Genomic DNA, 21,825 nt, shown 5'->3' on the forward strand with positions numbered 1-21,825 from the left:
CACCCCTGCGGGCCAGGCGGCTCGGCGGCGCGGCTCCGCCCGCTGCCCGTCGCCTCTGTGGCGCGGCCCCGCCCTCGGTGCCGCTCGGCCGCCGGGGCCCGGCGCGCCTTCCGCCGTCCCGGCCCGGGGGCCTGGGTGTGCCCGGCGGGCTCGCGCCCGGCGGGTCCGGCTTGGCCGGCGCCGTCGACGTACGGGAGGGCACGGCGGTGTACGCCGGGTGCTCGCCGGCGAGGCGTATCGGCGTGCCGGGAACTCCTCGGGGCTCCCGGGAGTCGGATGCTATGCAGACAAAACCGGCGCCCCCGGGGGAAGGCAGGAGCACGTGGATCACCGCAGCGCAGCAGGAGGCGGCACAGCCCCGCCACCGCTACCCACCGGAAACGGCCCGGGCACCGGCACCGGCACCGGCATCGGCGGGTTCGTGTTCAACGCGGCCGACGAGGAGCGCCGCCGCGGCGTCCGGCGGATGAAGGCCACCGCGACCGGGCTGCTCGTCCTGGTCGCGCTGGTCTACGCACTCGCCAAGTGGGCCCAGGACACCGGCGCCGGCCCCTGGGCCGGCTACGTCGCGGCCGCCGCCGAGGCCGGCATGGTCGGCGCGCTCGCGGACTGGTTCGCCGTCACCGCCCTCTTCCGGCGCCCCCTCGGCCTGCCCATCCCGCACACCGCGATCATCCCGACCAAGAAGGACCAGCTCGGCGTCTCCCTCGGAGAGTTCGTCGGCGAGAACTTCCTCTCCGCCGACGTAGTCAAGGCCCGCCTCCACGCCCTCGGCATCGGCGGCCGCCTCGGCGCCTGGCTGGCGGAGCCCGCGCACGCCGACCGCGTCACGGCGGAACTCGCCGCCGCGCTGCGCGGAGCCCTGACCGTACTGCGCGATTCCGACGTACAGGCCGTCGTGGGCGAGGCGATCACGAGACGCGCCGAATCCGCCGAGATCGCCCCGGGCATGGGCAAGACCCTGGAGCGGGTCGTGGCGGACGGCGGGCACCACCGCGCCGTCGACCTGCTCTGCGCCAAGGCCCACGACTGGCTGGTCACGCACGGGGAGTCGGTCATGGACGCCGTGCAGGGCGGCGCCCCCGGCTGGACCCCGCGCTTCGTCGACCGCAAGATCGGCGACCGCGTGTACAAGGAGCTGCTCCGTTTCGTCACGGAGATGCGCGACATGCCGCAGCATCCGGCGCGCGGCGCGGTGGACCGGTTCCTCACCGACTTCGCCGCCGACCTCCAGTCCGACACGGAGACCCGCGCGAAGGTCGAGCGGCTCAAGTCGGAGATCCTCGCGCGGGGCGAGGTGCAGGACGTGATCGCCTCCGCCTGGACCGCGATCCGGTCCATGATCCTCTCGGCGGCCGAGGACGAGCAGAGCGAGCTGCGGCTGCGCGTCCGGTCCTCGCTGATCTCCCTCGGCGCCCGGCTGGCCACGGACGGCCGGCTCCAGGACAAGCTGGAGGGCTGGATCGAGGGGGCGGTGGTGTACGTCGTCACCACCTACCGGACCGAGGTCACCTCGCTGATCACGGACACGGTGGCGGGCTGGGACGCCGAGCACACCTCGCGGAAGATCGAGGCCCACATCGGACGGGACCTGCAGTTCATCCGGATCAACGGCACCGTGGTCGGTGCCCTGGCGGGCCTGCTGATCTACTCGGTGTCGAGGGCGTTCGGCGCCTAGACCGCGCCGGGACCACGCCAGCCCCCCCGGACCCCCGGCCCCCCGGCCAGGGGAGCGGTCAGCCGCGGTCCGCGACGGCCCACGCCGCCGCCGCGACGACCCCGGCCGCGCCGAACACCGCCGGCCAGGCCCCGATCTTCTTCGCCAGCGGGTGCGAGCCCGCGAACCCGGCGACGTACAGCGCGCCGAGCCCGGCCGCCGCGGGCGCGCCGGCCCGCCGGTGCCATTCCCGCCCGGCCGCGATGCCGGCGGCGCCGAGGACGACACCGCCCAGCGGCCGCACCTTGGTCCACCGGGCGACGGCGTACCCGCCCACCAGGCCGGCCGCCGCCACCACCGAGGTCGGTATCCGCTCCATGCCGCCCACTCCTCAACTCGTCCTGTCGTTCACGTCCTACGAGGCTAACGCGGCCGCCGCGCCACCCGACGGGCGCCCAGCGCCCCCAGGACGATCACCACCCCGCCGATCACGGCGTCCGGCAGCTCGTCCCGTACGGCGCGCGGCAGCGCCGCCAGGAGGCCGAGCACGAGGAGGAACGCGAGGCCGCACCAGCCGGCCGCCCGCAGCAGTCTGTCCACGGCTGCTCAACGCGCCCGCCGGGCGCCCCGACACGGAAGGCGCCGAGGGGATTTGTCGCACACTCGCCGCATCCGTGCGATGCGTGCTCCGGGAACCGGGAGCCCCTAAATTCGCTCTCCCACCCAAACGGGAAAATCACCGACACACCCCTACATCAGGAGCCGTCACATCGTGATCTGCTACGGACAGGCCGTCCTCGACCTCGCGGACGAACTGGTCGACGCCTACGCCGAGGTTTTCTCGGGCCCCCCGTGGAACGAAGGTGAAGAAACCATTCGCCAGTTCGCCACCCGACTGCAGGCCGACTCCCGTCGCGCTGGATTCCGTACCGCCCTCGCCCAGTCCGCGGCGGGCATCGACGGCTTCGCCACCGGCTGGATCACCCCGGCCGCCTTCCCGAGGAACCGCGCGTACGCCCAGGTCGCGGCGCAGCTCGGCGCGCCGCGCGTACGGGAGCTCCTGAGCGGCGCGCTGGAGATAGACGAGCTCGCGGTACGCCCCTACGCGCGCGGCCGCGGCACCGGACGGGCGCTGCTGACCGAGATCACCGCCGACGCCCCGGACGGGCGGGCCTGGCTGCTGACGTCCCGGCTGGCCACGGACACGGTCGCGACGTACCGGCGGCTGGGCTGGCACGAGGTCGCGGCCCGGCCCGGCACCGAGACGGGCGTCGTCGTCTTCCTGGCCCCGGAACACCCGGGCCACTAGGGCCGGGCGGCCCCCGGGCCCCCCGGCCCCCCCCGGGCCCCCCGGCCGCCGGCTCCCCGGCCGCCGGCTCCCCGGCCGCCGGCTCCCCGGCCTCCGGCTCCCCGGCCCTCCGGCTCCCCGGCCTCCGGCTCCCCGGCCCTCCGGCTCTCCGGCCCCTCGGCCCCGGCCTCCGGCCCTCCGCCCCCCGGCCCCTCGGCCCCGGCCCCTCGGCCCCGGCCCCTCGGCCTCCGGCCCCCCTCGGCCTCCGGCCCCTCCGGCCCCCGGCCCCCCAGCCCCCCGGCGCGGTCGGGCCCGGGAGGTTGCCGGCGGGCTCGCCCCGGGCATACCGGCGGCATGATCACGAACTCGGCAGGGGTCGGCGGCCGGGCCGCGCAGGTGGCCCGCAGGCAGCTCAACCTCGCCACCCGCCACCAGCTCACCGCCGCCGGAATCGCCCCGGGCACCATCACCTCCCGTACCTCCCGCACCGGCGGCCCCTGGCAGCGCTTACTGCCCCGGGTGTACCTGCTCCAGACCGGCCCCCCGGACCACCGCCAACGCGCCCTCGCGGCCGTCCTCTACGCCGCCGAGCCCGCCTCCGACCCGCTGTCCGGGGACACCGCCGCCCTCACCGGCGGCGCCGCCCTGGCCCTCCTCGGCATCCGCGACGCCCCGTACACCCCGGCGGACGTCCTGGTCCGCGCCCCGCGCCGGCCGGCGGGCACCCCGGAGGTCCGCCCGCTGCCCACCACCCGCTGGCCGCGCACCATCACCGTCTCGGGCATCCCCAGCACCCGCCCGGTCCGCGCGGCCGCCGACTTCGCCGCGCGCGCCGAGGACCCGGGGCTGGTCCGCTCGGTCCTGGCCGGCGTCGTCCAGTCCGGCTGGTGCCACCCGCAGGACCTGCACGCCGAACTCCGCGGCTCCCGCCTCCTGGCCCGCCCCGCGATCCGCGCCGCCGCGGCGGAACTCCTGGCCGGGGTCCGCTCGGTCGCCGAGGCCCGGGCCCGCGACACCCTGGAGGCGACGGACCTCCCGACCCCGCTGTGGAACGCCCGCCTCTACACCCCGGCCGGCGCCTTCCTGGCGACCCCGGACGCCTACTGGCCCGACGAGGGCGTGGCCCTGGAGATCGACTCGGCCGAGTACCACTACACCCGCGATGCCTGGCACGCCACCCTCCGCCGCCGCCTGCGCCTGGAGTCCCACGGCATCCTGGTGATCAGCGCGACCCCGTCGATGATCCGCGACACCCCGACGGAAGTCCTCGCGGCCCTCCGCACCCTCCTCACCCTGGCCACCTCCCGCCCCACCCCACCCACAGCCCACGCCCGCGGCCACGTCCAACTGAAGCTTCCGGCTCCCTGACAATGACTGGGTGGAAGCCTTCGAAAGCACTCCCGCCGTCCGCGCTCGCATGAGTCGGCAGAAGAGCAAGGACACCAAGATCGAAGTTGCCTTGCGACGTGCGCTGCACGCGGCGGGCTTGCGCTATCGGGTGCACCGCCGCCCCCTGAAGGGCATACGGCGCGAGGCCGACATCGTCTTCGGTCCAGCGCGCGTCGCCGTCTTCGTGGACGGTTGCTTCTGGCACGGATGCCCCGAGCACGCGACATGGCCCCGCCGCAACGCGGAGTTCTGGCGCGGGAAGATCGAGGGAAACCAGGCCCGCGACCGTGACACCGACGCGCGCCTCGCGGAATCGGGCTGGCTGGCCGTCCGCGTCTGGGAACACGAGGCCGTGGACGAGGCCGCGGAGCGCGTAAGCCGGATCGTGCTGGCGCGTCGAACTCCGGCTTCCTAGTGGGCGGTGCCGTGGCACTCCGAGTAGGGCTTGCCTGAGGTGCACCAGCAGGGGGAGTTGGGGGTGGGGGGCCAGGGGGTGGCTTTGCCGCGGGCGGCGAGGGTGGTGGCGTATTCGGCCAGGAGGGACGGGGAGGCCGGGGAGGTCTTCTCCGAGGCTGCGAAGGCCTCGTAGCTGGGGACGCTCGCCGTGACGATGCCGAGGTTGGTGGTGCCGGAGGCGGCGAGGGCGCGGAGGGACGTCTCGATGTCCCGGAGGTGGGACTCGTGCGAGGTGTACTCGGCGGCCAGGGTCGGGTACGAGGTGACGAGTTCCGCCAGTTCGCGCTGGGGCCAGTGGAGGACGGCCACCGGGAAGGGGCGGGAGAGGGCGGCGCGGCGGTCGCCGAGTTCGGCGCGGAGGCGGGCGATCTCGGCGCGGAGTTCGGCCGGATCGTCGGAGCCGAGGGCCCAGATGCGCTTGGGGTCGTGGAGCTCGTCCAGCGGGATCGGGCCGATGTGGCGGGTGTCGGCGACCATGTCCCAGTCGTCGTGCGGCAGCCCGAGGAGGCGGCGGACGCGGTGGCGGCCCGTCAGGAGCGCGGTGGTGGCCTGGGTCAGCGGCGTGCTGTCCGGGATGAGGAGGACGACGGCCTCGGTGAAGCACTCCTCGGAGAGGGTCAACTCGTCGTGTGCTTCGAGGGCCTCCGCGATGACCTCCCAGGGGGCCGGGTCGGCGGGGGCCGCCGCGCGGATGCCCTGGATGAGGGCGCGGGCCTCGGCCTCGTGGCCGTACTCCCACAGGTTCGCGGCCTGCAGGGCCTTGATGAGGTGCGGATCCGCCGGTTCCCCGGCGAGGAGTTGGTCGTAGAGCGTACTCGCCCGTTCGCGTGCGTCGCCCAGTTCGAGGTGGGCCGCGGCCTGGAGGAGCAATGGCTCCTGGTCCTCGGGGTATCGGGTCGCCGTGCGGATGAGGCGTTCGGCTTCGGCGATGTGCTCGGCAGGCGTGTCGGGGCGCATGGTTCACACCGTACTGCTGCTGGTCAGTTGACGGGGGAGGACTTAGGGTGCCGCCCGTGCGCGATCAGGTGCGGGTGGTGGTGCAGGGGGGTGGCCGGCGGGGGCGCGGGGCCGGGCTCGCGCGGGTGCTGTGGGCCGCCGCCGAGCTGACGGTCACGGTGGGCGTGGTGGTGTTGTTGCTGGTGGTGCACCAGGTGTGGTGGACGAACCGGCAGGCCGCGGCCGCCGCCCGGGAGGAGGTTCAGGAGCTGGAGAGTCAGTGGGCTGAGGCCGAGGCCGATGGCGAGGCTGAGTCTGAGGCTGAGGATCCGGTTTCCGGGGGTGGTGATCTTGAGGGTGGTGAGGTGGCGGAGGAGCCGGGGGGAGGGCGTTCCCCGGGGGTGCCTTCGGGCGGGGGGCGGACGGCCGGGGGCGTGCCCCGGGAGGCTCCGGCGCGGGCCGTCGGCAGTGATGCGTACGCCGTGCTGCGCGTCCCGCGTCTCGGGCTGGTCGTGCCCGTCGCGCAGGGGACCGACAAGCGGGGCGTCCTCGACAAGGGGTACGCCGGGCACTACCCGGGGACGGCGGCGCCCGGGGCGCCGGGGAACTTCGCGCTGGCCGGGCACCGCAACACCCACGGGGAGCCGTTCCGGTACGTGAACCGGCTGCGGGCGGGGGACGAGCTGATCGTCGACGTCAGGGGGCAGCGCTTCGTGTACGCCGTGGACAAGACGCTGGCGCAGACCACCGAGCGGGACACCGGGGTGATCGCGCCGGTGCCGCGCAGTCTCGTGAAGCCGGACGCCGGATACGGCGAGCCCGGCGCGTACATCACGCTCACCACCTGCACGCCCGAGTACAGCTCCCGGTACCGGCTCGTGGTGTGGGGCACCCTCAAGAGCCGACTGCCCACCCGCTCTGTCAGTGGGGGCGGTTAGGATCGGGGCAGAGCAGGATCGAGCACGAGTTCGTGTGGAAGGGGGAGGGTCAGATGGGCGGGCTGCGCGTTTCGCGGTTTTCCGTGAGTTCCCCGGTATCCCTGGGCCCTCTTGGCTCCCTCCTCGTTTCGCTGCTCCTGCTCGGCGGGTTCCTCGGGCTGGTCCTGGGGGAGAGCGGACTGGCCGCCGCCGTGGCCGTTCTGGCCGCCACCGTCGCCGTGGGCACGGCCGCTCTGGCGGCCCGTCTCATACGGCCCGTGCCGCCGCACCGAATACGCACCGCGATCCGTGATCGCGAGCAGCGCACGGCCTTCCTGCCGCAGCGCGATCCCGACGCCTCGGGCCGGTCCCGGCCGAGGGCACCCGGTCGTCTCGTCCTGACGGCCGCGTAGGGGCGCGCAGTACTTCCGCACGCACCGCTTCTCTGATCACTGTCGTCGCCCCTCGCGGGTCGTCGCGCCGAAACGCATTTCTTTCGACGTTCGACGAGACCCCTCGGAGGGCCCGCGTGTCCGTTTTCACTCATCTTGTTGCCCAGCTGGGCCGGCTCCTGGAGCCGGTGCTGGCCGAGTCCGCGACCGCTGCCGCGATCGTGCTGTTCACCGTGCTCGTACGGCTCGCCCTGCACCCGCTGAGCCGTGCGGCGTTCCGGGGCGCGACCCCGGTCGCCGGGTGCCTGCCGGTCCTGCTCCAGCTGCCGGTGTTCTTCGTCATGTACCAGGCGTTCTCCTCCGCGGAGGTCGGCGGCGCGGCGAACGAGCTGCTCGGGCACCGGCTCTTCGCCGCGCCGCTCGGGGCCCGGTGGACCGAGGCCCTGGGGGACGGCGGCCTGTTCGGAGCGCAGGGGCTGGTGTTCCTGGGGCTGTTCGCGGCGATCGGGGTCGTGGCCGCGTGGAGCGCGGTACGGGGGCGGCGCGCCGCGGCGAACGCCCCGGCCCCGGTGCTGCCCGCTGCCCTGGCCCCGGCCGGCAAGGGCGGGGCGGCGCCCGCGGTGAGCCCCGAGCAGGTGGAGGCGATGCGCAAGCTGGGCGGCGTGCTGCCGCTGCTGTCGTTCGGGACACTGGTCACCGCCGCCGTGGTGCCGCTGGCCGCCGGGCTCTACCTGCTGACCACCACCGCCTGGTCGGTGGCGGAGCGGGCCTGGCTCCAGCATCGCAAGGACCGCGCGGGCGAGGGCGTGCGTTCCAGTCTGTGAACAGGGTCTTGCGGATTGATCCGAGTTCTTGGAGGATCAACCAATCTCCGATGGCCGCAACCCATCGGCCGGCCCTGGGCACGCCCATGGGCCGACCACCCACGACCACGGGAGAACGCCCATGAAGCTGCTGCGTGTCGGACCGATCGGCGCCGAGCGCCCCGCGCTGCTCGACCAGGACGGCACCCTCCGAGACCTCTCCGCGCTGGTCACGGATGTGGACGGGACCCTGCTCGCCGACGGCTCCGCGCTGTCCCGGGTACGGGAGGCGACCGAGTCCGGAGAGCTTCCGGTCCTCGACGCGGAGGGACTGCGCATCGGCGCCCCGGTCGGCCGGATCGGCAAGATCGTGGGCATCGGGCTGAACTACCACGGGCACGCGGCGGAGGTCGGCGCGCAGGCGCCGGCCGAGCCGATCCTGTTCCTGAAGGCCCCGGACACCGTGGTCGGCCCGGATGACACCGTGCTGATCCCGCGCGGCAGCGTGAAGACCGACTGGGAGGCCGAGCTCGGCGTCGTCATCGGTGCCACCGCCCGCTACCTGGACTCCGCCGCGCAAGGTCTCGCGCACGTCGCCGGCTACGTACTGGCCAACGACGTCACGGAGCGCGCCTTCCAGAACGAGCGCGGCGGCACCTGGGACAAGGGCAAGAACTGCGAGACCTTCACCCCGCTCGGGCCGTGGCTGGTCACGGCCGACGAGGTACCGGACCCGCAGGCGCTGGACGTGCGGCTCTGGGTCAACGGCGAGCTCAGGCAGGACGGCCACACCTCGGACCAGATCTTCCCGGTCGGCGAGGTCGTGCGGTACCTGAGCCACTTCATGACCCTCCACCCCGGCGATGTCATCGTCACCGGCACCCCGGCCGGTGTGGCCGCGGGCCAGCCGGAGCCGAAGCCGTTCCTGCGGGCCGGCGCCGTCGTCGAGGTGGAGATCGAGGGCCTCGGCCGCCAGCGCCAGGAGTTCAAGAGCGCCTGACGGGCCGTCCGGCGCCCCGGGGGGTCGCGCCGGCGTTCGCGTCGGCGCGGTTCAGGCGCCGCGACGCGAGGGGTGAGGGGGCGGGGCCGCCGGGGGAGCGGCGCCGGCCCCTCACCCGTCGTGCTACGCCCCGTCGGCGCGCAGGTCCACGCTCACCCCGTCGCGCGAGGAGATCCGCGCCGCCTCCAGCACCGCCAGGCAGCGCGCCGCCTCGCGCGCGCCCACCGGGGCCGGCCCGCCCTCGCGCAGGGCCGCCGCCACCGCCGCGTAGTACGCCGGGTAGTCGCCCGCGAGGGTCGGCACCGGTGTCCCGCCTCCGGTCAGCGGGGACTCCCCGGAGCCGATCCGCCCCCACAGGTGCTCCGGCTCCTCGCCCCACGGCTGGTCCGAACCCGCGCCGGGGCCCGGCCGCAGCCCGTCGCGCAGGGCGGCCTCCTGCGGGTCGAGGCCGTACTTCACGTAGCCCGCGCGGGAGCCGAGTGCGCGGAAGCGGGGGCCGAGCTGGGCGGTGGTCGCGCTGACGTAGAGGTGCGAGCGTACCCCGCTCGCGTGGGTGAGGGCGATGAAGGTGTCGTCGTCGGTCTCGGCGCCCGGACGGCGGACGTCGGCCTCCGCGTAGACCCGTACCGCCGGCCCGAACAGCACCAGTGCCTGGTCCACGACGTGGCTGCCGAGGTCGTACAGCAGACCGCCGATCTCCTCCGGGGCGCCGGACTCGCGCCAGCCGCCCTTCAGCTGCGGCCGCCACCGCTCGAAGCGGGACTCGAAGCGCTGGATCTCGCCGAGCTCGCCGTCCGCGATGAGCCGGCGCAGGGTGAGGAAGTCGTTGTCCCAGCGGCGGTTCTGGAAGACGGAGAGGAAGGTCCCGGTCCGCTCGGAGAGGTCGGCGAGCGCGTCGGCCTCGGCCGCGGTGGCGGCGAGCGGCTTGTCCACGACGACGGGGACACCGGCGGTGAGGGCGGCGGTGGCCAGGGGGACGTGGGTCTTGTTGGGGGACGCGATGACGACGAGGTCCACGCGCGGGCCCGGCCCCTCCCACAGCTCGGTGGCGTCGGCCGCGATCCGGACGCCGGGGTGGGCCTCGCGCGCCTGGGCCTGGCGGCCGGGGTCGGAGGTGACGACCGTGTCGAGGACGAGCCCGGGGGTGGCGGTGACCAGGGGGGCGTGGAAGACGGAACCAGCGAGTCCGTAGCCGACGAGGCCGACGCGGAGGGGGGTACCGGGGGCGATGGCGTTCATGGCTCTACTTTGGCAACAGCGTTGCTTAAGTGCAAGGAGGGTGGAAAATGGGCGGGTGGACACGGTCAGCAAGGCGATCACGGCGAATACGGCGACGGCGAACGGCGGGGTGCGCGGTGGGGTGCGCGGTGGGGTGCGTGGCGGGGTGCGCGGCGGGGTCAACCTGCCCGCGCTGCGCGGGCACAACGACGCGCTGGTGCTCCACCTGCTGCGCGGGGCCGGGCCGTCGGGGCTGGGGCGGTCGGAGCTGGCGGAGCGTACGGGGCTGACGCCGCAGGCCGTCAGCAAGATCACGGCGCGGCTGCGCGGCGAGGGGCTGGTGGCGGAGGCCGGCCGGGGCGCGTCGACCGGGGGCAAGCCGCGGACGCTGCTGCGGCTGGTGCCGGAGGCGCGGTGCGCGGTGGGGGCGCACATCGACCGCGACGAGCTGCGGGTGGTCCGGGTGGACCTGGCCGGCCGCGTCACCGCCGACTGGCGGGAGCCGCTGGACTTCGGCGCCGGGCCGGGGGTGGTCCTCGACGCGGTGGCGGACGCGGTCGTACGGGCCTTCGCGCACCCGGAGTCCGGTGCGGGGCCGTCGCCGGTGCTGGGGGTGGGCATCGCAGCGCCGGGCCCGCTCGACTGGCGGACCGGGGTGCTGGGGCGGGTGACGGGGTTCCCGGAGTGGGAGGGGTTCCCGTTGCGGGAGGAGCTGGCGGGGCGGTTGGGGGTGGCGGTGGTCTTGGACAAGGACACGAACGCGGGTGTGGGCGCGGCCGACGGGGGCGGGGATTTCGGGGCCTCGGTGTACCTCCACGTCGGCACCGGGCTCGGGGCGGGACTGCGGCTGAACGGTGAGGTGTACCGGGGGGTGCGGTCGGCGGCCGGGGAGTTCGGGCACCAGGTGCTGATGCTGGACGGGCCGGTGTGCCGGTGCGGGGGGCGGGGGTGCGTGGAGGTGCTGTGCCTGGACGCGGTGGCGCGGGGGGACCTGGCGGAGGCGGCGCGGGTGCTGGGGGAAGCGGCGGCGAACCTGGTCGCGCTGCTGGACGTGGACCGGGTGGTGCTGGGCGGGCGCGTCGTGGAGGCGGCGGCGGGGGTGTTCGTGGAGGGCGTCGCGGGGGCGCTGGCGGGGCGGGGGGCCGTCGCGACCGTTGCCCTGGCCGGGCGGGGGGTGGCCGAAGGGGCGGCGGAGCTGGTCCTGGGCCCGTTCTTCGGCCGCCCGGCCTGACCCTGGGCGGGGCCGCCTCGCGTCTTCCGCCCGGCTGGTTGGCCGGGTGCGGCGCCGTTGCCGGGGGCCAGCCCCCGGACCCCCGCGCCTCAAACGCCGGCGAGGCTGGATTTGGTGGGCGTCCGTGCCTGGGTTCGGCCCCGAGCCCCCGCGCCTCAAACGCCGGCGGGGCTGGATTTGGCGGGCGTCCGTGCCTGGGTTCGGCCCCGGGCCCTCGCGCCTCAAGCGCCGGCTCGGCGGGGGGTGGGGTGCGCCGATCAGGCGTAAAGGGAGGGTGGGGTGGGCGTGGTGGGGTGGGGGTGGGGAGGGGGCGTGGGAGGGTGCGGGCAAGGCCGGGGTGATCTTCATTTCGTCATATCGGTTGTGTGGTGTCCCATGGGTATTTGGCCCGTTGTGTGGTCGGCGGGCCCCCGGTCCCGGTTGTTTCGAAACGTCCATCGTCCGGCGAGCAAGCGAAGGTCTTCCATGCGACTGCGCAAAGCCCTTGCCCTCTCGGCCGTCCTCTCCGGCGTCCTCCTCGCCGCCACCGCGCCCGGCGCCGCCGCGGACATCGGTACCGGCGGCGGCGCCCGGCCCGCGCCCGCGTTGCCCTCGCGGGCGCAGGCCAGCTGCGGGGACGGGAAGAACACCGCGTTCCCCATCGGGGCGCGGATCCGCGGCGGCCCGGCCGTCTACCGGACCGGCGGCGGGGCGCAGACCTGGTTCCTGGACCTGACCAACACCACCGGCTCCGCCTGCACCGCCATCCACCCGGTCGTCGTGTTCACCGACAAGGCCCACGCCCTGCGCCCCGCCCACCTCCGGATGGAGTTCGAGGCCCCCGGCGGCAGCTTCCCCGTCAGTCTGGAGCGGACCGACCGCGACGAGATCGTCGCCGTGTTCGACGGCGGCGACGCCTTCCCCGGCTTCTCCGTCGGCGCCGGCGGCTCGCTGACCGTCAAGGTGCGCCTCGCGTTCTCCCCCGACGCCCCGCACGGCGAGGTCGTCGCCGACGCCGCGCTCGTCCAGCGCAAGGGCGACGACGGCGACTGGGTCGGCGAGGCCGGCGGCTACCGGTTCTCGGTCGAGGGCCCGGACGAGGAGGCGGGCGAGGCGGGGGCCCTGGCCCACACCGGGCACCGCGAGTGGGCGTACGGGAGCGCCGCCCTCGCCGCCCTCGCCGCCGGCGGCGGGCTGCTGCTCGGGGCGCGCCGCCTGCGCTGATCCCCGTTCACCCGGCCCGCGTAAGGTCCGAGCGTGGAAGAACAGATCCAGCCTCACCGCCCCGGCTCGCCCGTCCGTTCCGGCATCCCCGAACACGGCCGCGTCCCGAAGTACTACGCCGTCAAGGCCCGCATCGCGGAGCTCCTCGACGAACTCGGCGAGGGCGGCCTGCTCCCCACCGAGCGCGACCTCGCCGAGCGGTACGAGGTGTCCCGCGAGACCGTACGGCAGGCCCTGCGCGAGCTGCTCCTGGAGGGACGGCTGCGCCGCGCCGGGCGGGGCACCGTCGTCGCGGGGCCGAAGCTGGAGCAGCCGCTGGCGCTGGCGAGCTACACCGAGGGCGTGCGCCGCCAGGGCCGCCGCCCCGGCCGGAACCTGATCGGCCTGGAGCGGTTCCCGTGCCCGCCGGAGCTGGCCCGGGGCATCGGGGCGGAGGCGGGCGAGCCCGTCTGGCACCTGGAGCGCGTCCTGCTGGCCGACGACGAGCGGGTCGGCCTGGAGAGCACGTACATCCGGGTGGCCCGGGCGCCCCGCCTGGACCGCGATTTCCAGCCGGATTCCTCCTTCTACGGCTACCTCCGCGACAGCCTCGGCATTTCCTTCGGGGACGCGGACGAGAAGCTGGAGACCGTACTGGCCACCCCGCGCGAGGCCCTGCTGATCGGCACCCCGCCGGCCCTGCCGATGCTCCTGATCCACCGTTTCTCGCGGGATCAGGACCGCCGTCCCCTGGAGCGGGTGCGTTCGCTTTATCGTGGGGACCGGTTCAGTTTCACGACCCACCTGAGGCCCGAGTAGCAGGGCGCAGGCCACCCCAAAACCAATGAAAAGGGGCGCAATGTCATCACGAAAAGATAACGGGTCTAGTCCAAGCGTTGGGGGCTGTTCACCGGCCCGTTGCCACCCCGATCCCCTCGGGACACGGGCCGCGCCCACCGTGGACGCCGTGAGAGTCATAGTCGTCGGAGGCGGCGTGGTCGGCACCATGCACGCCTGGCAAGCAGTCGAACGCGGCCACGAGGTCGTCCAGATCGAGCGAGAAGCGGAGGCCCGCGGCGCGTCGCTGCGCAATTTCGGCCAGATCTGGGTCAGCGGGCGTGCCGGGGGCGAGGAGCTCGACACCGCCCTGCGGGCCCGTGAGCTGTGGGAGCGCATCGGAGCGGAGGTGCCCGGCCTGGGCTTCCGCGCCATCGGCTCCCTCACCCCGGTGCGCACCGCCCGCGAGTACGCGGTCGCCGAGGCGGCCGTCGCCCGCCCGGACGCCGCCGCCCGCGGCTACAAACTGGTCACCGCCGCGGAGGCGCGGGAGATCAACCCGGCCCTGCGCGGCACCTTCGAAGCCGCCCTGTGGTGCGAGCGGGACGCGGCCGTCGAACCGCGCACCGCCCAGCTCCACCTGCGCGAGGCACTGCGCGCCACCGGCCGGTACACCTTCCTCCCCGGACGCGAGGTCCGCGAGGTCGTCGGCCCCGGCGCCGTCCGCGACGACCACGGTGACGTCCACCGCGGCGACGCCGTCGTCCTCGCCACCGGCGCCTGGCTGTCCGGCCTGGTCCGCGAGCTGGTCCCCGAGCTGCCCGTGCGCCGCGTCCGGCTCCAGATGATGCAGACCGCCCCGCTCGGCGAGCCGCTGACCACCTCGGTCGCCGACGCCGACAGCTTCCGCTACTACCCGGCGTACCGGAGCGGAGCCCTCGACGAGCTCAACGCCGAGCAGGCACAGGCGCCGACCGCCGCCGCGCACAAGATGCAGCTCCTGATGGTCCAGCGCCTGGACGGCGGACTGACCATCGGCGACACCCACGAATACGAGCACCCCTTCGCGTTCGACACCCTCGAAGACCCCTACGAGCACCTCACCGAGGTGGTCGAGTCCTTCCTGGGCCGCCCCCTGCCGAAGATCCGGCACCGCTGGGCGGGCGTGTACGCGCAGTGCACCGACACCACCCGCGTCGTCCACCGCCAGCAGGTGGCCGACGGCGTCTGGCTGGTGACCGGACCCGGCGGGCGCGGGATGACCTGCTCGCCCGCCATAGCCGAGACCACCGCGAACGAACTGGGCTGGTAAAAGAGATGACCGACACCACCGCCAACACCGCCAACACGCTGATCGTCCTCGACATGGCCGGCACCACCGTCGCCGACGGCGGCCTCGTCGAGCGCGCCTTCGAGCGCGCCGCCGAACGCCTCGGCGTCGAGCCCGGCAGCGCCGACCACGCCGCCAAGCTCCAGTACGTCCGCGACACCATGGGCGAGTCGAAGATCTCGGTCTTCCGCCACCTCTTCGGTACGGAGGAACTCGCCCGGCGCGCCAACTCCGCCTTCGAGCAGGCCTACGGGGAGCTCGTCGACGGCGGCCTGATCGCCCCGATACCCGGCGCCCGCGAGGCCATCGAGAAGCTCCGCGCCGAAGGCCGCACCGTCGTCCTGACCACCGGCTTCGCCCGCGTCACCCAGGACGCCCTCCTCGACGCCCTCGGCTGGCAGGGGCTGGCCGACCTGACGCTGTGCCCCGCCGACACGGGCGGCCGCGGCCGCCCGTACCCCGACATGGTGCTCGCCGCGTTCCTGCGCACCGGCGCCGCCGCCGACGTCCGCGAGGTCGTGGTGGCGGGCGACACGGCGTACGACATGCTCAGCGGCCGCCGCGCCGGAGCCGGGATCGTGGCCGGCGTCCTCACCGGCGCCCACGGCCGCGAGACCCTCGACGAGCACGGCGCGACCCACGTCCTCGCCTCCATCGCCGACCTCCCCGCGCTGCTGGCAGGGGAGCCCGGCGCGTGAGCGGGATCCGCTTCGACTCCGTATCGGTCGCCTACGCCGGCAACACCGTCCTGGACTCCCTCGACCTGACCGTCGAGCCGGGCGAGGTCATGGCGCTGCTGGGGCCCTCCGGCTCCGGCAAGACCACGGCGCTGCGCGCGGTCGCCGGGTTCGTCCGGCCCGTCGCCGGCCGGGTGCTCATCGGCGGCCGGGACGTCACCGCGCTCCCGCCGCACAAGCGCGGCATCGGGATGGTCGTCCAGCAGTACGCGCTGTTCCCGCACATGCGGGTCGAGGAGAACGTCGCCTTCGGCCTGCGGGCGCAGAAGGCACCCAAGGCCGAGATCCCGGGCCGGGTCGCCGAGGCCCTGGAGATGACCGGGATGGCGTCCTACGCCGGGCGCTACCCGCGCGAGCTCTCCGGCGGTCAGCAGCAGCGCGTGGCCATCGCCCGCGCGCTCGCCATCCGCCCCGGGGTGCTCCTGCTCGACGAGCCGCTCTCCGCGCTCGACGCGCAGCTGCGCTCCGGGATGCTCGCCGAACTGGCCCGGCTGCACCGCGAACTGCCCGACGTGTCGATCCTGTACGTCACGCACGACCAGGTGGAGGCGCTCACCCTGGCCGACCGGATCGCCGTCATGGACCGGGCCCGGCTACGGGACTGCGGGACCCCGCAGGAGCTGTACCGGGCCCCGCGCACCGAGTTCACCGCCTCCTTCGTCGGCAACGCCAACCTGCTCCCGGTGACCGTGGCCGACGGCGGCGCGGTGTTCGAGGGCCGCGGCCTGGAGGTCGACCGGGGCGGCGCCGCGCCGGGCGCCCGCGCCACGCTGTGCGTACGGCCGCACCTGATCGGTCTCGGCGAGGGCCCCAACGCCCTGCGCGGCACGATCGCCGAGGTCCAGTGGCGCGGCTCCACGCACCGGCTGTACGTGAACGTCGACGGCCACCGGGTCAAGGCGGACCTGCCCGAGCTGCGGGAGACCCCGGCGCTGGGCGACGAGGTGACCCTGCACTTCGAACCCCGCGACGCCGTGCTGCTGGCCGCAGGGGTGTCGGATGGCTGAGGCCCCGCGCCTGGACGTGCCCGGGGCGGTCACCGCCCCGGGCGCGTCCGCCCCGTCGCACACCGGCGCCCCGTTCACCCCCGGCCCCCGGCACCCGGCCGCCGCCCCCGGCGCCACGGATCGCCCCGCCGCCCGAGGCGCCGACGCCGCTACGGGCCCCGCCACCACCCCGGATCGTGCCAGCGGCGGGCGCGCCCGCGCGGGGGTGCGTGTCGTGCCGGCGTGGTTGTGGGGGGTGCCGCCCGTGGTCGTGCTCGCGCTGGTGTTCCTCTATCCCCTCGCGCTGGTCGTCCAGCAGTCCCTCACCCCCGAGAACGGCGGCGGGGCCTTCGACGCCTACGCCTCCGTCTTCGCCTCGCACGGTTTCCGCGAGGCCCTCGGGACCACGGTCTGGCTGGCCGTCGGCGCCACCGTCGGCTGCCTCGTCCTCGGGTTCGCGCTCGCCCTGGTCATCGCCTTCGTCCCCTTCCCCGGGGCCAAGGGCGTCGCGAAGTTCATCGATGTCTTCCTCTCCTTCCCCTCCTTCCTCATCACCCTCGCCCTCCTCTTCATCTACGGGACGGTGGGCATGGCCAACGGGGTCTGGAGCGACCTGACCGGCGCCGCCGACGGCCCGTTCCACTTCCTCGCCACCCCCTGGGGCGTCCTGCTCGCGGAGATCACGTACTTCACGCCCTTCGTGATGCGCCCGCTGCTCGCCGCCTTCTCCCAGCTGGACACCGCCCAGCTGGAGGTGGCCTCCTCCCTCGGCGCGAGGCCCGCCCGGATCGTCCGGCGGGTCATCCTCCCCGAGGCCCTCCCGGCCCTCGCCGCCGGCGGGAGTCTCGTCCTCGTGATGTGCCTCAACGAGTTCGGCATCGTCCTGTTCACCGGGGCCAAGGACGTCACCACCCTTCCGATGCTCGTCTACGGCAAGGCGATCCTGGAATCCGACTACTCCGCCGCCTGTGTGGTCGCGGTCGTCAACATCGCGATATCCGTCGGCCTGTTCGGCCTCTACCGGGTGGTGAGCAAGCGTGCTGGTGCATAGCAAGACCGGCCGCTGGGCCGCCTGGAGCCTCTTCGGCCTCCTCTTCCTGCCCCTGTTCGCGCTGCCGCTGCTCGTCGTGGTGGCCGCCTCCTTCTCCACCCACTGGTCAGGGGCCTTCCCCTCCGGCCCGACCGCCGGGAACTACGCCTCCGCCGTGCGCGGCGAGTCCCTCCAGGCCCTGACGACCTCGCTGGTCACCGCCCTGGTCGCCAGCCTGCTCGCGCTCACCGTCGGCAGCTGGGCGGCGCTGGCCGCCGCCGGGCTGAAGAGACGTGGGAAGCGTTGCCTCGACGCCCTGTTCATGCTCCCGGTCGCCGTGCCGTCCGTGGTCGTCGGCCTCGCCGTGCTGGTCGCGTTCAGCAAGCCCCCGCTGCTGCTCAACGGCACGAGCTCGATCGTGATCCTGGCGCACACCGTTCTTGTCACCGCGTTCGCCTACCAGTCGGTTTCGGCTGCGATCCTCCGTCTCGACCCCGCGTACGAACAGGCGGCCGCCTCCCTGGGGGCCCGCCCCGCGTACGTGCTGTGTCGGGTCAAGCTCCCCCTCCTGCTGCCGTCCCTCACCGCGGCGGCCGGACTCTGCTTCGCCCTGTCCATGGGCGAGCTGAGCGCCACGATGATGCTCTACCCGCCGGACTGGATGCCCCTCCCGGTCCGGATCTTCACCGCCACCGACCGCGGTTCGCTCTTCAGCGGCTCCGCCGTCGCCGTGGTCCTGATGGCCACCACCCTGCTGGTCCTGCTGGCCGTCTCCCGCATCCGCACCAGAGCCACGTACCGCTGACTCCCTTTCCCCGTAAGGAAGTTCCATGCCGAGCAACAAGTACCCGCGCCTCACGGCCGCCGTCACCGGCTGCCTCGCCCTCACCACCGGCCTCACCGCCTGCGGCGGCTCCTCCAACGCCGCCGACTCCAAGGGCGCCGAGAAGGTCGTCACCGTCTACAGCGCCGACGGCCTCAAGGGCGACAAGGGCGACGGCTGGTACGACAAGGTCTTCGCCGCCTTCATCAAGAAGACCGGCATAGAGGTCAAGTACGTCGAGGGCGGCTCCGGCGAGATGGTGCAGCGTGCCGTGCGCGAGAAGAGCAACACCCAGGCCGACGTGCTGATCACGCTGCCGCCGTTCATCCAGCAGGCCGACGGCAAGGGGCTGCTCCAGGCCTACAAGCCGCAGGGCTCGGACCAGGTCAAGGGCGGCGACAAGGCCACCGACGGCAAGTGGACCTCGGTCGTCAACAACTACTTCGGCTTCGTCCACAACAAGAAGGAGCTCCCCGAGGCCCCCAAGACCTGGGAGGAGCTGCTGGACGGCAGGTTCAAGGGCAAGCTCCAGTACTCCACCCCGGGCGTCGCGGGCGACGGCACCGCCGTGCTCATCAAGGCGATGCACGACTTCGGCGGCAAGGAGCCGGCGATGGAGTACCTGAAGAAGCTCCAGGTCAACAACGTCGGCCCGTCCTCGTCCACCAGCAAGCTCGCGCCGAAGACCGACAAGGGCGAGCTGCTCGTCGCCAACGGCGACGTCCAGATGAACTTCGCGCAGTCCAAGTCCATGCCGAACCTGGGCATCTGGTTCCCCGCCAAGGACGGCGGCAAGCCCACCAGCTTCGCCCTCCCGTACGCCGCCGGCCTGGTCGACAAGGCCCCGCACACCGAGAACGGCAAGAAGCTCCTCGACTACCTGCTCGGCGAGGACGCCCAGAAGCTGGTCAGCGAGGTCGGCGGCGGCTTCCCGGCGCGCTCCGACGTCAAGCCGACCGATGCCAACGCCGTCGAACTCACCAAGCTGATGACCGGTGTCGAGATCTTCGAGCCCGACTGGGCCGACATCGACAAGAACCTCACCGCCTACGTCGACGCGTGGAAGTCCGCGACCGGCAGCTGACCCTTAACCCCGCGGCCACCCTCGGCCGCGACAGTGACACTCGCATAACGGGTATGGACCGAAGACCGCCCTCGCGCCTTCCCACGATTACTCCCGGAGGAGTACGTGCCCACTGTCCTGTCAGGACGCGCCCTCGCCGTGACCGCCACCGCCACGGCCCTGCTCGCCACCGCACTCGCCACCCAGACCGCCGCCGGCGCCGCCACCACCACCGCGGCCGCTGCCGGCACCGACAAGGTCCTCGTCATCGGCCTGGACGGCGTGGTCCTCGACCGCGTCAAGGCCGCCAACGCCCCCAACCTGAAGGGCCTGATGGCCCAGGGGCTGACCGCGAAGAGCACCCTGTACGCGAACCCGATGGCCGCCACCTCCTCGGGCCCCGGCTGGTCCACCATCGCCACCGGCGTCTGGCCCGACAAGCACGGCGTGAAGGACAACTCCTTCACCGGCAAGAACTACACGGCCCACCCGGACTTCCTGACCCGCGCCGAGAACGCCAAGCCGTCCCTCAACACCTACGCGGCCGCCGACTGGGAGCCCATCACCTCCACCGATCAGAACGGCCCGATCTTCTCCGCCAAGGTCGACAAGCGCCTCAGCCTCAAGGGCGACCGCGACGGCTACGGCGCCGAGGACCCGAAGATCGCCACCGCGGCCGCCGCCGAACTGCGGGACCAGAACCCGGACGCCTCCTTCGTCTACCTCGGCCAGGTCGACTCCGCCGGACACTCCTACGGCGCCGCCAGCCAGCAGTACCTCGACGCCATCGGCCGCGTCGACGCCCTGGTCGGCCAGCTGCTCACCGCCGTCCAGAACCGCCCGACGTACGCCCAGGAGAACTGGAAGATCCTGGTCACCACCGACCACGGCCACACCGACGCCGGCGGCCACGGCGGCTCCACCCTCCAGGAGCGCGGCACCTTCGTCATCGCCAAGGGCGCCGGCATTCCCGCCGGTTCGGTACGCGAAGACGTCAAGCTCACCGATGTCGCCGCGACCGCGCTCGCCCAGGTCGGCGTCAACCCCGGCTCCGCCATCGACGGCGTCCCGGTGAACGCGCCGGACGACAACGACCCGTTCGACACCGTGCGCCCGAACCTCCGGGCGCGCGTGGACGAGACGGGAATCCCGGCGGGCGTCAAGGGCTTCACGCACACCCCGCCGGCCGGCTGGGCCGTGGACAACACGAAGATGGGCACCGGCGGCGTCACCGAGTGGGCCGGCTGGGCCTTCGCGACCGACGAGTTCTGGAGCCAGTCGCAGCGCGACCAGTGGCGCGAGCTGAACGTCCGCTCCCGTGACGTCTTCGCCGTCGCCGACTCCGACGAGTGGGACGACAAGAGCCACACCGGCACCTTCGACTCCACCCTGGTCACGCCCAAGTGGCCGGTGACCGGCGGGGGCACGAAGACGCTGGCCTACCAGTCGCACTACCGCCACGAGGCGGGCCAGACCGCCCAGGTCCTGGTCTCGTACGACGGCGGCGCACCGGCCGTCGTCAAGACCTACACCGCCGACGCGCTCGCCAAGAGCGAGGCCCTGACCCTCCAGGTCCCGGCCGGCGCCACCGACGTCCAGATCCGCTTCCGCTACAGCGGGAACAACAACTGGTTCTGGGCCGTCGACAACGTCCGCCTCGGCTGACCGGCGTCTCGTGGTCCGGGCTGTGGACGCCCTCCGCGTCCACAGCCCGGCCCCGCTAGGGTGGCAAAGACCACAGGTCACAGGTCGCGGGTCAGGGGCCCGACCACCAAGAGCGGAGAACAGTCCAGTGGCAGAGCGCAAGCCGATCGAATCCTGGCTCACCGACATGGACGGGGTCCTCATCCACGAGGGCACCCCCATCCCCGGCGCGGATGCCTTCATCAAGCGGCTGCGCGAGTCCGGCAAGCCCTTCCTGGTGCTGACCAACAACTCGATCTACACCCCGCGCGACCTCCAGGCGCGCCTCCACCGGATGGGCCTCGACGTCCCCGTCGAGAACATCTGGACCTCGGCGCTCGCCACCGCCAAGTTCCTCGACGACCAGCGCCCGGGCGGCACCGCGTACGTCATCGGCGAGGCCGGACTGACCACCGCCCTGCACGACATCGGCTACATCCTGACCGACCACGAGCCCGACTACGTGGTCCTGGGCGAGACCCGGACGTACAGCTTCGAGGCGATGACGAAGGCCGTCCGTCTGATCAACGGCGGCGCCCGCTTCATCTGCACCAACCCCGACGAGACCGGCCCCTCCACCGAGGGCCCGCTCCCGGCCACCGGCGCCGTCGCCGCGCTGATCACCAAGGCGACCGGCAAGCAGCCGTACTTCGCCGGCAAGCCCAACCCGCTGATGATGCGGACCGGGCTGAACGCCATCGGCGCGCACTCCGAGAGCAGCGCCATGATCGGCGACCGGATGGACACCGACGTGCTCGCCGGACTGGAGGCGGGCATGCAGACGTTCCTCGTGCTGACCGGCCTGACCTCGGTCGCCGACACCGAGAAGTTCCCGTACCGGCCGACCAGGACGGTGGACTCGATCGCGGACCTCGTCGATCTGGTCTGACCTTCCGGCCCGTCCGGCCTTCCGACACGTACGGGCCA

Annotated in this window: 23 protein-coding genes; 19 read left to right on the top strand and 4 right to left on the bottom strand. The window is 73.7% G+C overall.

The genetic code is table 11. The features are described 5' to 3' along the window. Positions 1–322: 322 nt before the first annotated feature. Positions 323–1,678 carry a DUF445 domain-containing protein gene (locus IE248_RS19255; RefSeq protein WP_373301552.1) on the top strand — a complete coding sequence of 452 codons (1,356 nt, stop codon included), beginning with the start codon at positions 323–325 and terminating at the stop codon, positions 1,676–1,678. Between the two features lie 58 nt (positions 1,679–1,736). Here the strand turns inward: IE248_RS19255 and IE248_RS19260 are convergent, their stop codons facing one another. Then, positions 1,737–2,036: a hypothetical protein gene (locus IE248_RS19260; RefSeq protein WP_073799341.1), complete on the bottom strand. Its 300-nt coding sequence runs from the start codon at positions 2,034–2,036 to the stop codon at positions 1,737–1,739. A 44-nt stretch (positions 2,037–2,080) separates the two neighbouring features. Then, complete coding sequence (locus IE248_RS19265) at positions 2,081–2,257, bottom strand: hypothetical protein (RefSeq protein ID WP_158074344.1); 177 nt, start codon at positions 2,255–2,257, stop codon at positions 2,081–2,083. 172 nt (positions 2,258–2,429) lie between these two features. On the opposite strand from IE248_RS19265, the gene IE248_RS19270 reads away from it, so the two are divergent. The 3 genes from IE248_RS19270 (at position 2,430) to IE248_RS19280 (ending at position 4,749) form a co-directional block, all read left to right on the top strand. Continuing rightward, positions 2,430–2,966, top strand: a complete 537-nt coding sequence (locus IE248_RS19270; RefSeq protein ID WP_229895401.1) for a GNAT family N-acetyltransferase — start codon at positions 2,430–2,432, stop codon at positions 2,964–2,966. Positions 2,967–3,299: 333 nt separating this feature from the next. Continuing rightward, the gene (locus IE248_RS19275; RefSeq protein ID WP_190031252.1) at positions 3,300–4,313 is read left to right on the top strand and encodes a hypothetical protein; all 1,014 of its coding nucleotides are present in this window, start codon (positions 3,300–3,302) and stop codon (positions 4,311–4,313) included. Positions 4,314–4,323: 10 nt separating this feature from the next. Then, positions 4,324–4,749, top strand: coding sequence for a very short patch repair endonuclease (locus IE248_RS19280; RefSeq protein ID WP_190031253.1), 426 nt, complete (start codon positions 4,324–4,326; stop codon positions 4,747–4,749). On the opposite strand, the gene IE248_RS19285 is transcribed toward IE248_RS19280, so the two are convergent. Then, on the bottom strand, positions 4,746–5,747 hold the full coding sequence (locus IE248_RS19285) for an SEC-C domain-containing protein (RefSeq protein ID WP_124288851.1): 1,002 nt from the start codon (positions 5,745–5,747) through the stop codon (positions 4,746–4,748). The genes IE248_RS19280 and IE248_RS19285 overlap by 4 nt on opposite strands. Positions 5,748–5,803: 56 nt before the next feature. Here IE248_RS19285 and IE248_RS19290 point away from each other — a divergent pair, with 56 nt between their 5' ends. The 4 genes from IE248_RS19290 to IE248_RS19305 all read left to right on the top strand — a co-directional run bounded on the left by IE248_RS19290 (position 5,804) and on the right by IE248_RS19305 (position 8,838). After that, complete coding sequence (locus IE248_RS19290; RefSeq protein ID WP_229895402.1) at positions 5,804–6,664, top strand: class E sortase; 861 nt, start codon at positions 5,804–5,806, stop codon at positions 6,662–6,664. A gap of 53 nt (positions 6,665–6,717) precedes the next feature. Continuing rightward, entirely contained in the window at positions 6,718–7,056 is a 339-nt protein-coding gene (locus IE248_RS19295) for a DUF6412 domain-containing protein (protein ID WP_073799499.1), read from the top strand. Between the two features lie 116 nt (positions 7,057–7,172). Beyond that, positions 7,173–7,859, top strand: coding sequence for a YidC/Oxa1 family membrane protein insertase (locus tag IE248_RS19300; protein WP_073799346.1), 687 nt, complete (start codon positions 7,173–7,175; stop codon positions 7,857–7,859). Between the two features lie 121 nt (positions 7,860–7,980). Continuing rightward, positions 7,981–8,838, top strand: coding sequence for a fumarylacetoacetate hydrolase family protein (locus tag IE248_RS19305; RefSeq protein ID WP_190031254.1), 858 nt, complete (start codon positions 7,981–7,983; stop codon positions 8,836–8,838). 123 nt (positions 8,839–8,961) lie between these two features. Here the strand turns inward: IE248_RS19305 and IE248_RS19310 are convergent, their stop codons facing one another. Continuing rightward, positions 8,962–10,077 (bottom strand): Gfo/Idh/MocA family protein, encoded by a 1,116-nt coding sequence (locus IE248_RS19310; RefSeq protein ID WP_190031255.1) that lies wholly within the window; start codon positions 10,075–10,077, stop codon positions 8,962–8,964. Positions 10,078–10,132: 55 nt separating this feature from the next. Between IE248_RS19310 and IE248_RS19315 the strand changes: the two genes are divergently transcribed. The 11 genes from IE248_RS19315 to IE248_RS19365 all read left to right on the top strand — a co-directional run bounded on the left by IE248_RS19315 (position 10,133) and on the right by IE248_RS19365 (position 21,787). Continuing rightward, positions 10,133–11,287, top strand: a complete 1,155-nt coding sequence (locus IE248_RS19315; RefSeq protein ID WP_229895403.1) for an ROK family transcriptional regulator — start codon at positions 10,133–10,135, stop codon at positions 11,285–11,287. Positions 11,288–11,752: 465 nt separating this feature from the next. Beyond that, positions 11,753–12,490: a hypothetical protein gene (locus IE248_RS19320; protein WP_053065764.1), complete on the top strand. Its 738-nt coding sequence runs from the start codon at positions 11,753–11,755 to the stop codon at positions 12,488–12,490. 33 nt (positions 12,491–12,523) lie between these two features. Beyond that, the gene (locus IE248_RS19325; RefSeq protein ID WP_073778316.1) at positions 12,524–13,288 is read left to right on the top strand and encodes a GntR family transcriptional regulator; all 765 of its coding nucleotides are present in this window, start codon (positions 12,524–12,526) and stop codon (positions 13,286–13,288) included. Between the two features lie 148 nt (positions 13,289–13,436). Next, the gene (locus tag IE248_RS19330; protein WP_190031257.1) at positions 13,437–14,558 is read left to right on the top strand and encodes a TIGR03364 family FAD-dependent oxidoreductase; all 1,122 of its coding nucleotides are present in this window, start codon (positions 13,437–13,439) and stop codon (positions 14,556–14,558) included. Positions 14,559–14,563: 5 nt separating this feature from the next. After that, on the top strand, positions 14,564–15,274 hold the full coding sequence (locus IE248_RS19335) for a phosphonatase-like hydrolase (protein WP_190031258.1): 711 nt from the start codon (positions 14,564–14,566) through the stop codon (positions 15,272–15,274). After that, positions 15,271–16,320: an ABC transporter ATP-binding protein gene (locus IE248_RS19340; protein ID WP_073799350.1), complete on the top strand. Its 1,050-nt coding sequence runs from the start codon at positions 15,271–15,273 to the stop codon at positions 16,318–16,320. The genes IE248_RS19335 and IE248_RS19340 overlap by 4 nt, the downstream gene beginning before the upstream one ends. Continuing rightward, complete coding sequence (locus IE248_RS19345) at positions 16,313–17,350, top strand: 2-aminoethylphosphonate ABC transporter permease subunit (protein WP_229895404.1); 1,038 nt, start codon at positions 16,313–16,315, stop codon at positions 17,348–17,350. The genes IE248_RS19340 and IE248_RS19345 overlap by 8 nt, the downstream gene beginning before the upstream one ends. Further along, on the top strand, positions 17,337–18,134 hold the full coding sequence (locus IE248_RS19350) for an ABC transporter permease (protein WP_190031259.1): 798 nt from the start codon (positions 17,337–17,339) through the stop codon (positions 18,132–18,134). The genes IE248_RS19345 and IE248_RS19350 overlap by 14 nt, the downstream gene beginning before the upstream one ends. A gap of 25 nt (positions 18,135–18,159) precedes the next feature. Continuing rightward, positions 18,160–19,236 carry a 2-aminoethylphosphonate ABC transporter substrate-binding protein gene (locus tag IE248_RS19355; RefSeq protein WP_190031260.1) on the top strand — a complete coding sequence of 359 codons (1,077 nt, stop codon included), beginning with the start codon at positions 18,160–18,162 and terminating at the stop codon, positions 19,234–19,236. Between the two features lie 105 nt (positions 19,237–19,341). Next, entirely contained in the window at positions 19,342–20,880 is a 1,539-nt protein-coding gene (locus tag IE248_RS19360) for an alkaline phosphatase family protein (RefSeq protein ID WP_190031261.1), read from the top strand. 127 nt (positions 20,881–21,007) lie between these two features. After that, entirely contained in the window at positions 21,008–21,787 is a 780-nt protein-coding gene (locus IE248_RS19365) for an HAD-IIA family hydrolase (RefSeq protein WP_037797633.1), read from the top strand. The last annotated feature ends 38 nt before the right edge of the window (positions 21,788–21,825 follow it).

This window comes from Streptomyces goshikiensis (genome assembly GCF_014650555.1).
Taxonomy (GTDB): domain Bacteria; phylum Actinomycetota; class Actinomycetes; order Streptomycetales; family Streptomycetaceae; genus Streptomyces; species Streptomyces goshikiensis.

Bases quoted from the DNA above. Each gene is read 5' to 3' on its own strand.
- IE248_RS19260 (WP_073799341.1), bottom strand. From the start codon at position 2,036: ATGGAGCGGATACCGACCTCGGTGGTGGCGGCGGCCGGCCTGGTGGGC.
- IE248_RS19275 (WP_190031252.1), top strand. From the start codon at position 3,300: ATGATCACGAACTCGGCAGGGGTCGGCGGCCGGGCCGCGCAGGTGGCC.
- IE248_RS19285 (WP_124288851.1), bottom strand. From the start codon at position 5,747: ATGCGCCCCGACACGCCTGCCGAGCACATCGCCGAAGCCGAACGCCTC.
- IE248_RS19295 (WP_073799499.1), top strand. From the start codon at position 6,718: ATGGGCGGGCTGCGCGTTTCGCGGTTTTCCGTGAGTTCCCCGGTATCC.
- IE248_RS19305 (WP_190031254.1), top strand. From the start codon at position 7,981: ATGAAGCTGCTGCGTGTCGGACCGATCGGCGCCGAGCGCCCCGCGCTG.
- IE248_RS19310 (WP_190031255.1), bottom strand. From the start codon at position 10,077: ATGAACGCCATCGCCCCCGGTACCCCCCTCCGCGTCGGCCTCGTCGGC.
- IE248_RS19320 (WP_053065764.1), top strand. From the start codon at position 11,753: ATGCGACTGCGCAAAGCCCTTGCCCTCTCGGCCGTCCTCTCCGGCGTC.
- IE248_RS19335 (WP_190031258.1), top strand. From the start codon at position 14,564: ATGACCGACACCACCGCCAACACCGCCAACACGCTGATCGTCCTCGAC.
- IE248_RS19345 (WP_229895404.1), top strand. From the start codon at position 16,313: ATGGCTGAGGCCCCGCGCCTGGACGTGCCCGGGGCGGTCACCGCCCCG.
- IE248_RS19355 (WP_190031260.1), top strand. From the start codon at position 18,160: ATGCCGAGCAACAAGTACCCGCGCCTCACGGCCGCCGTCACCGGCTGC.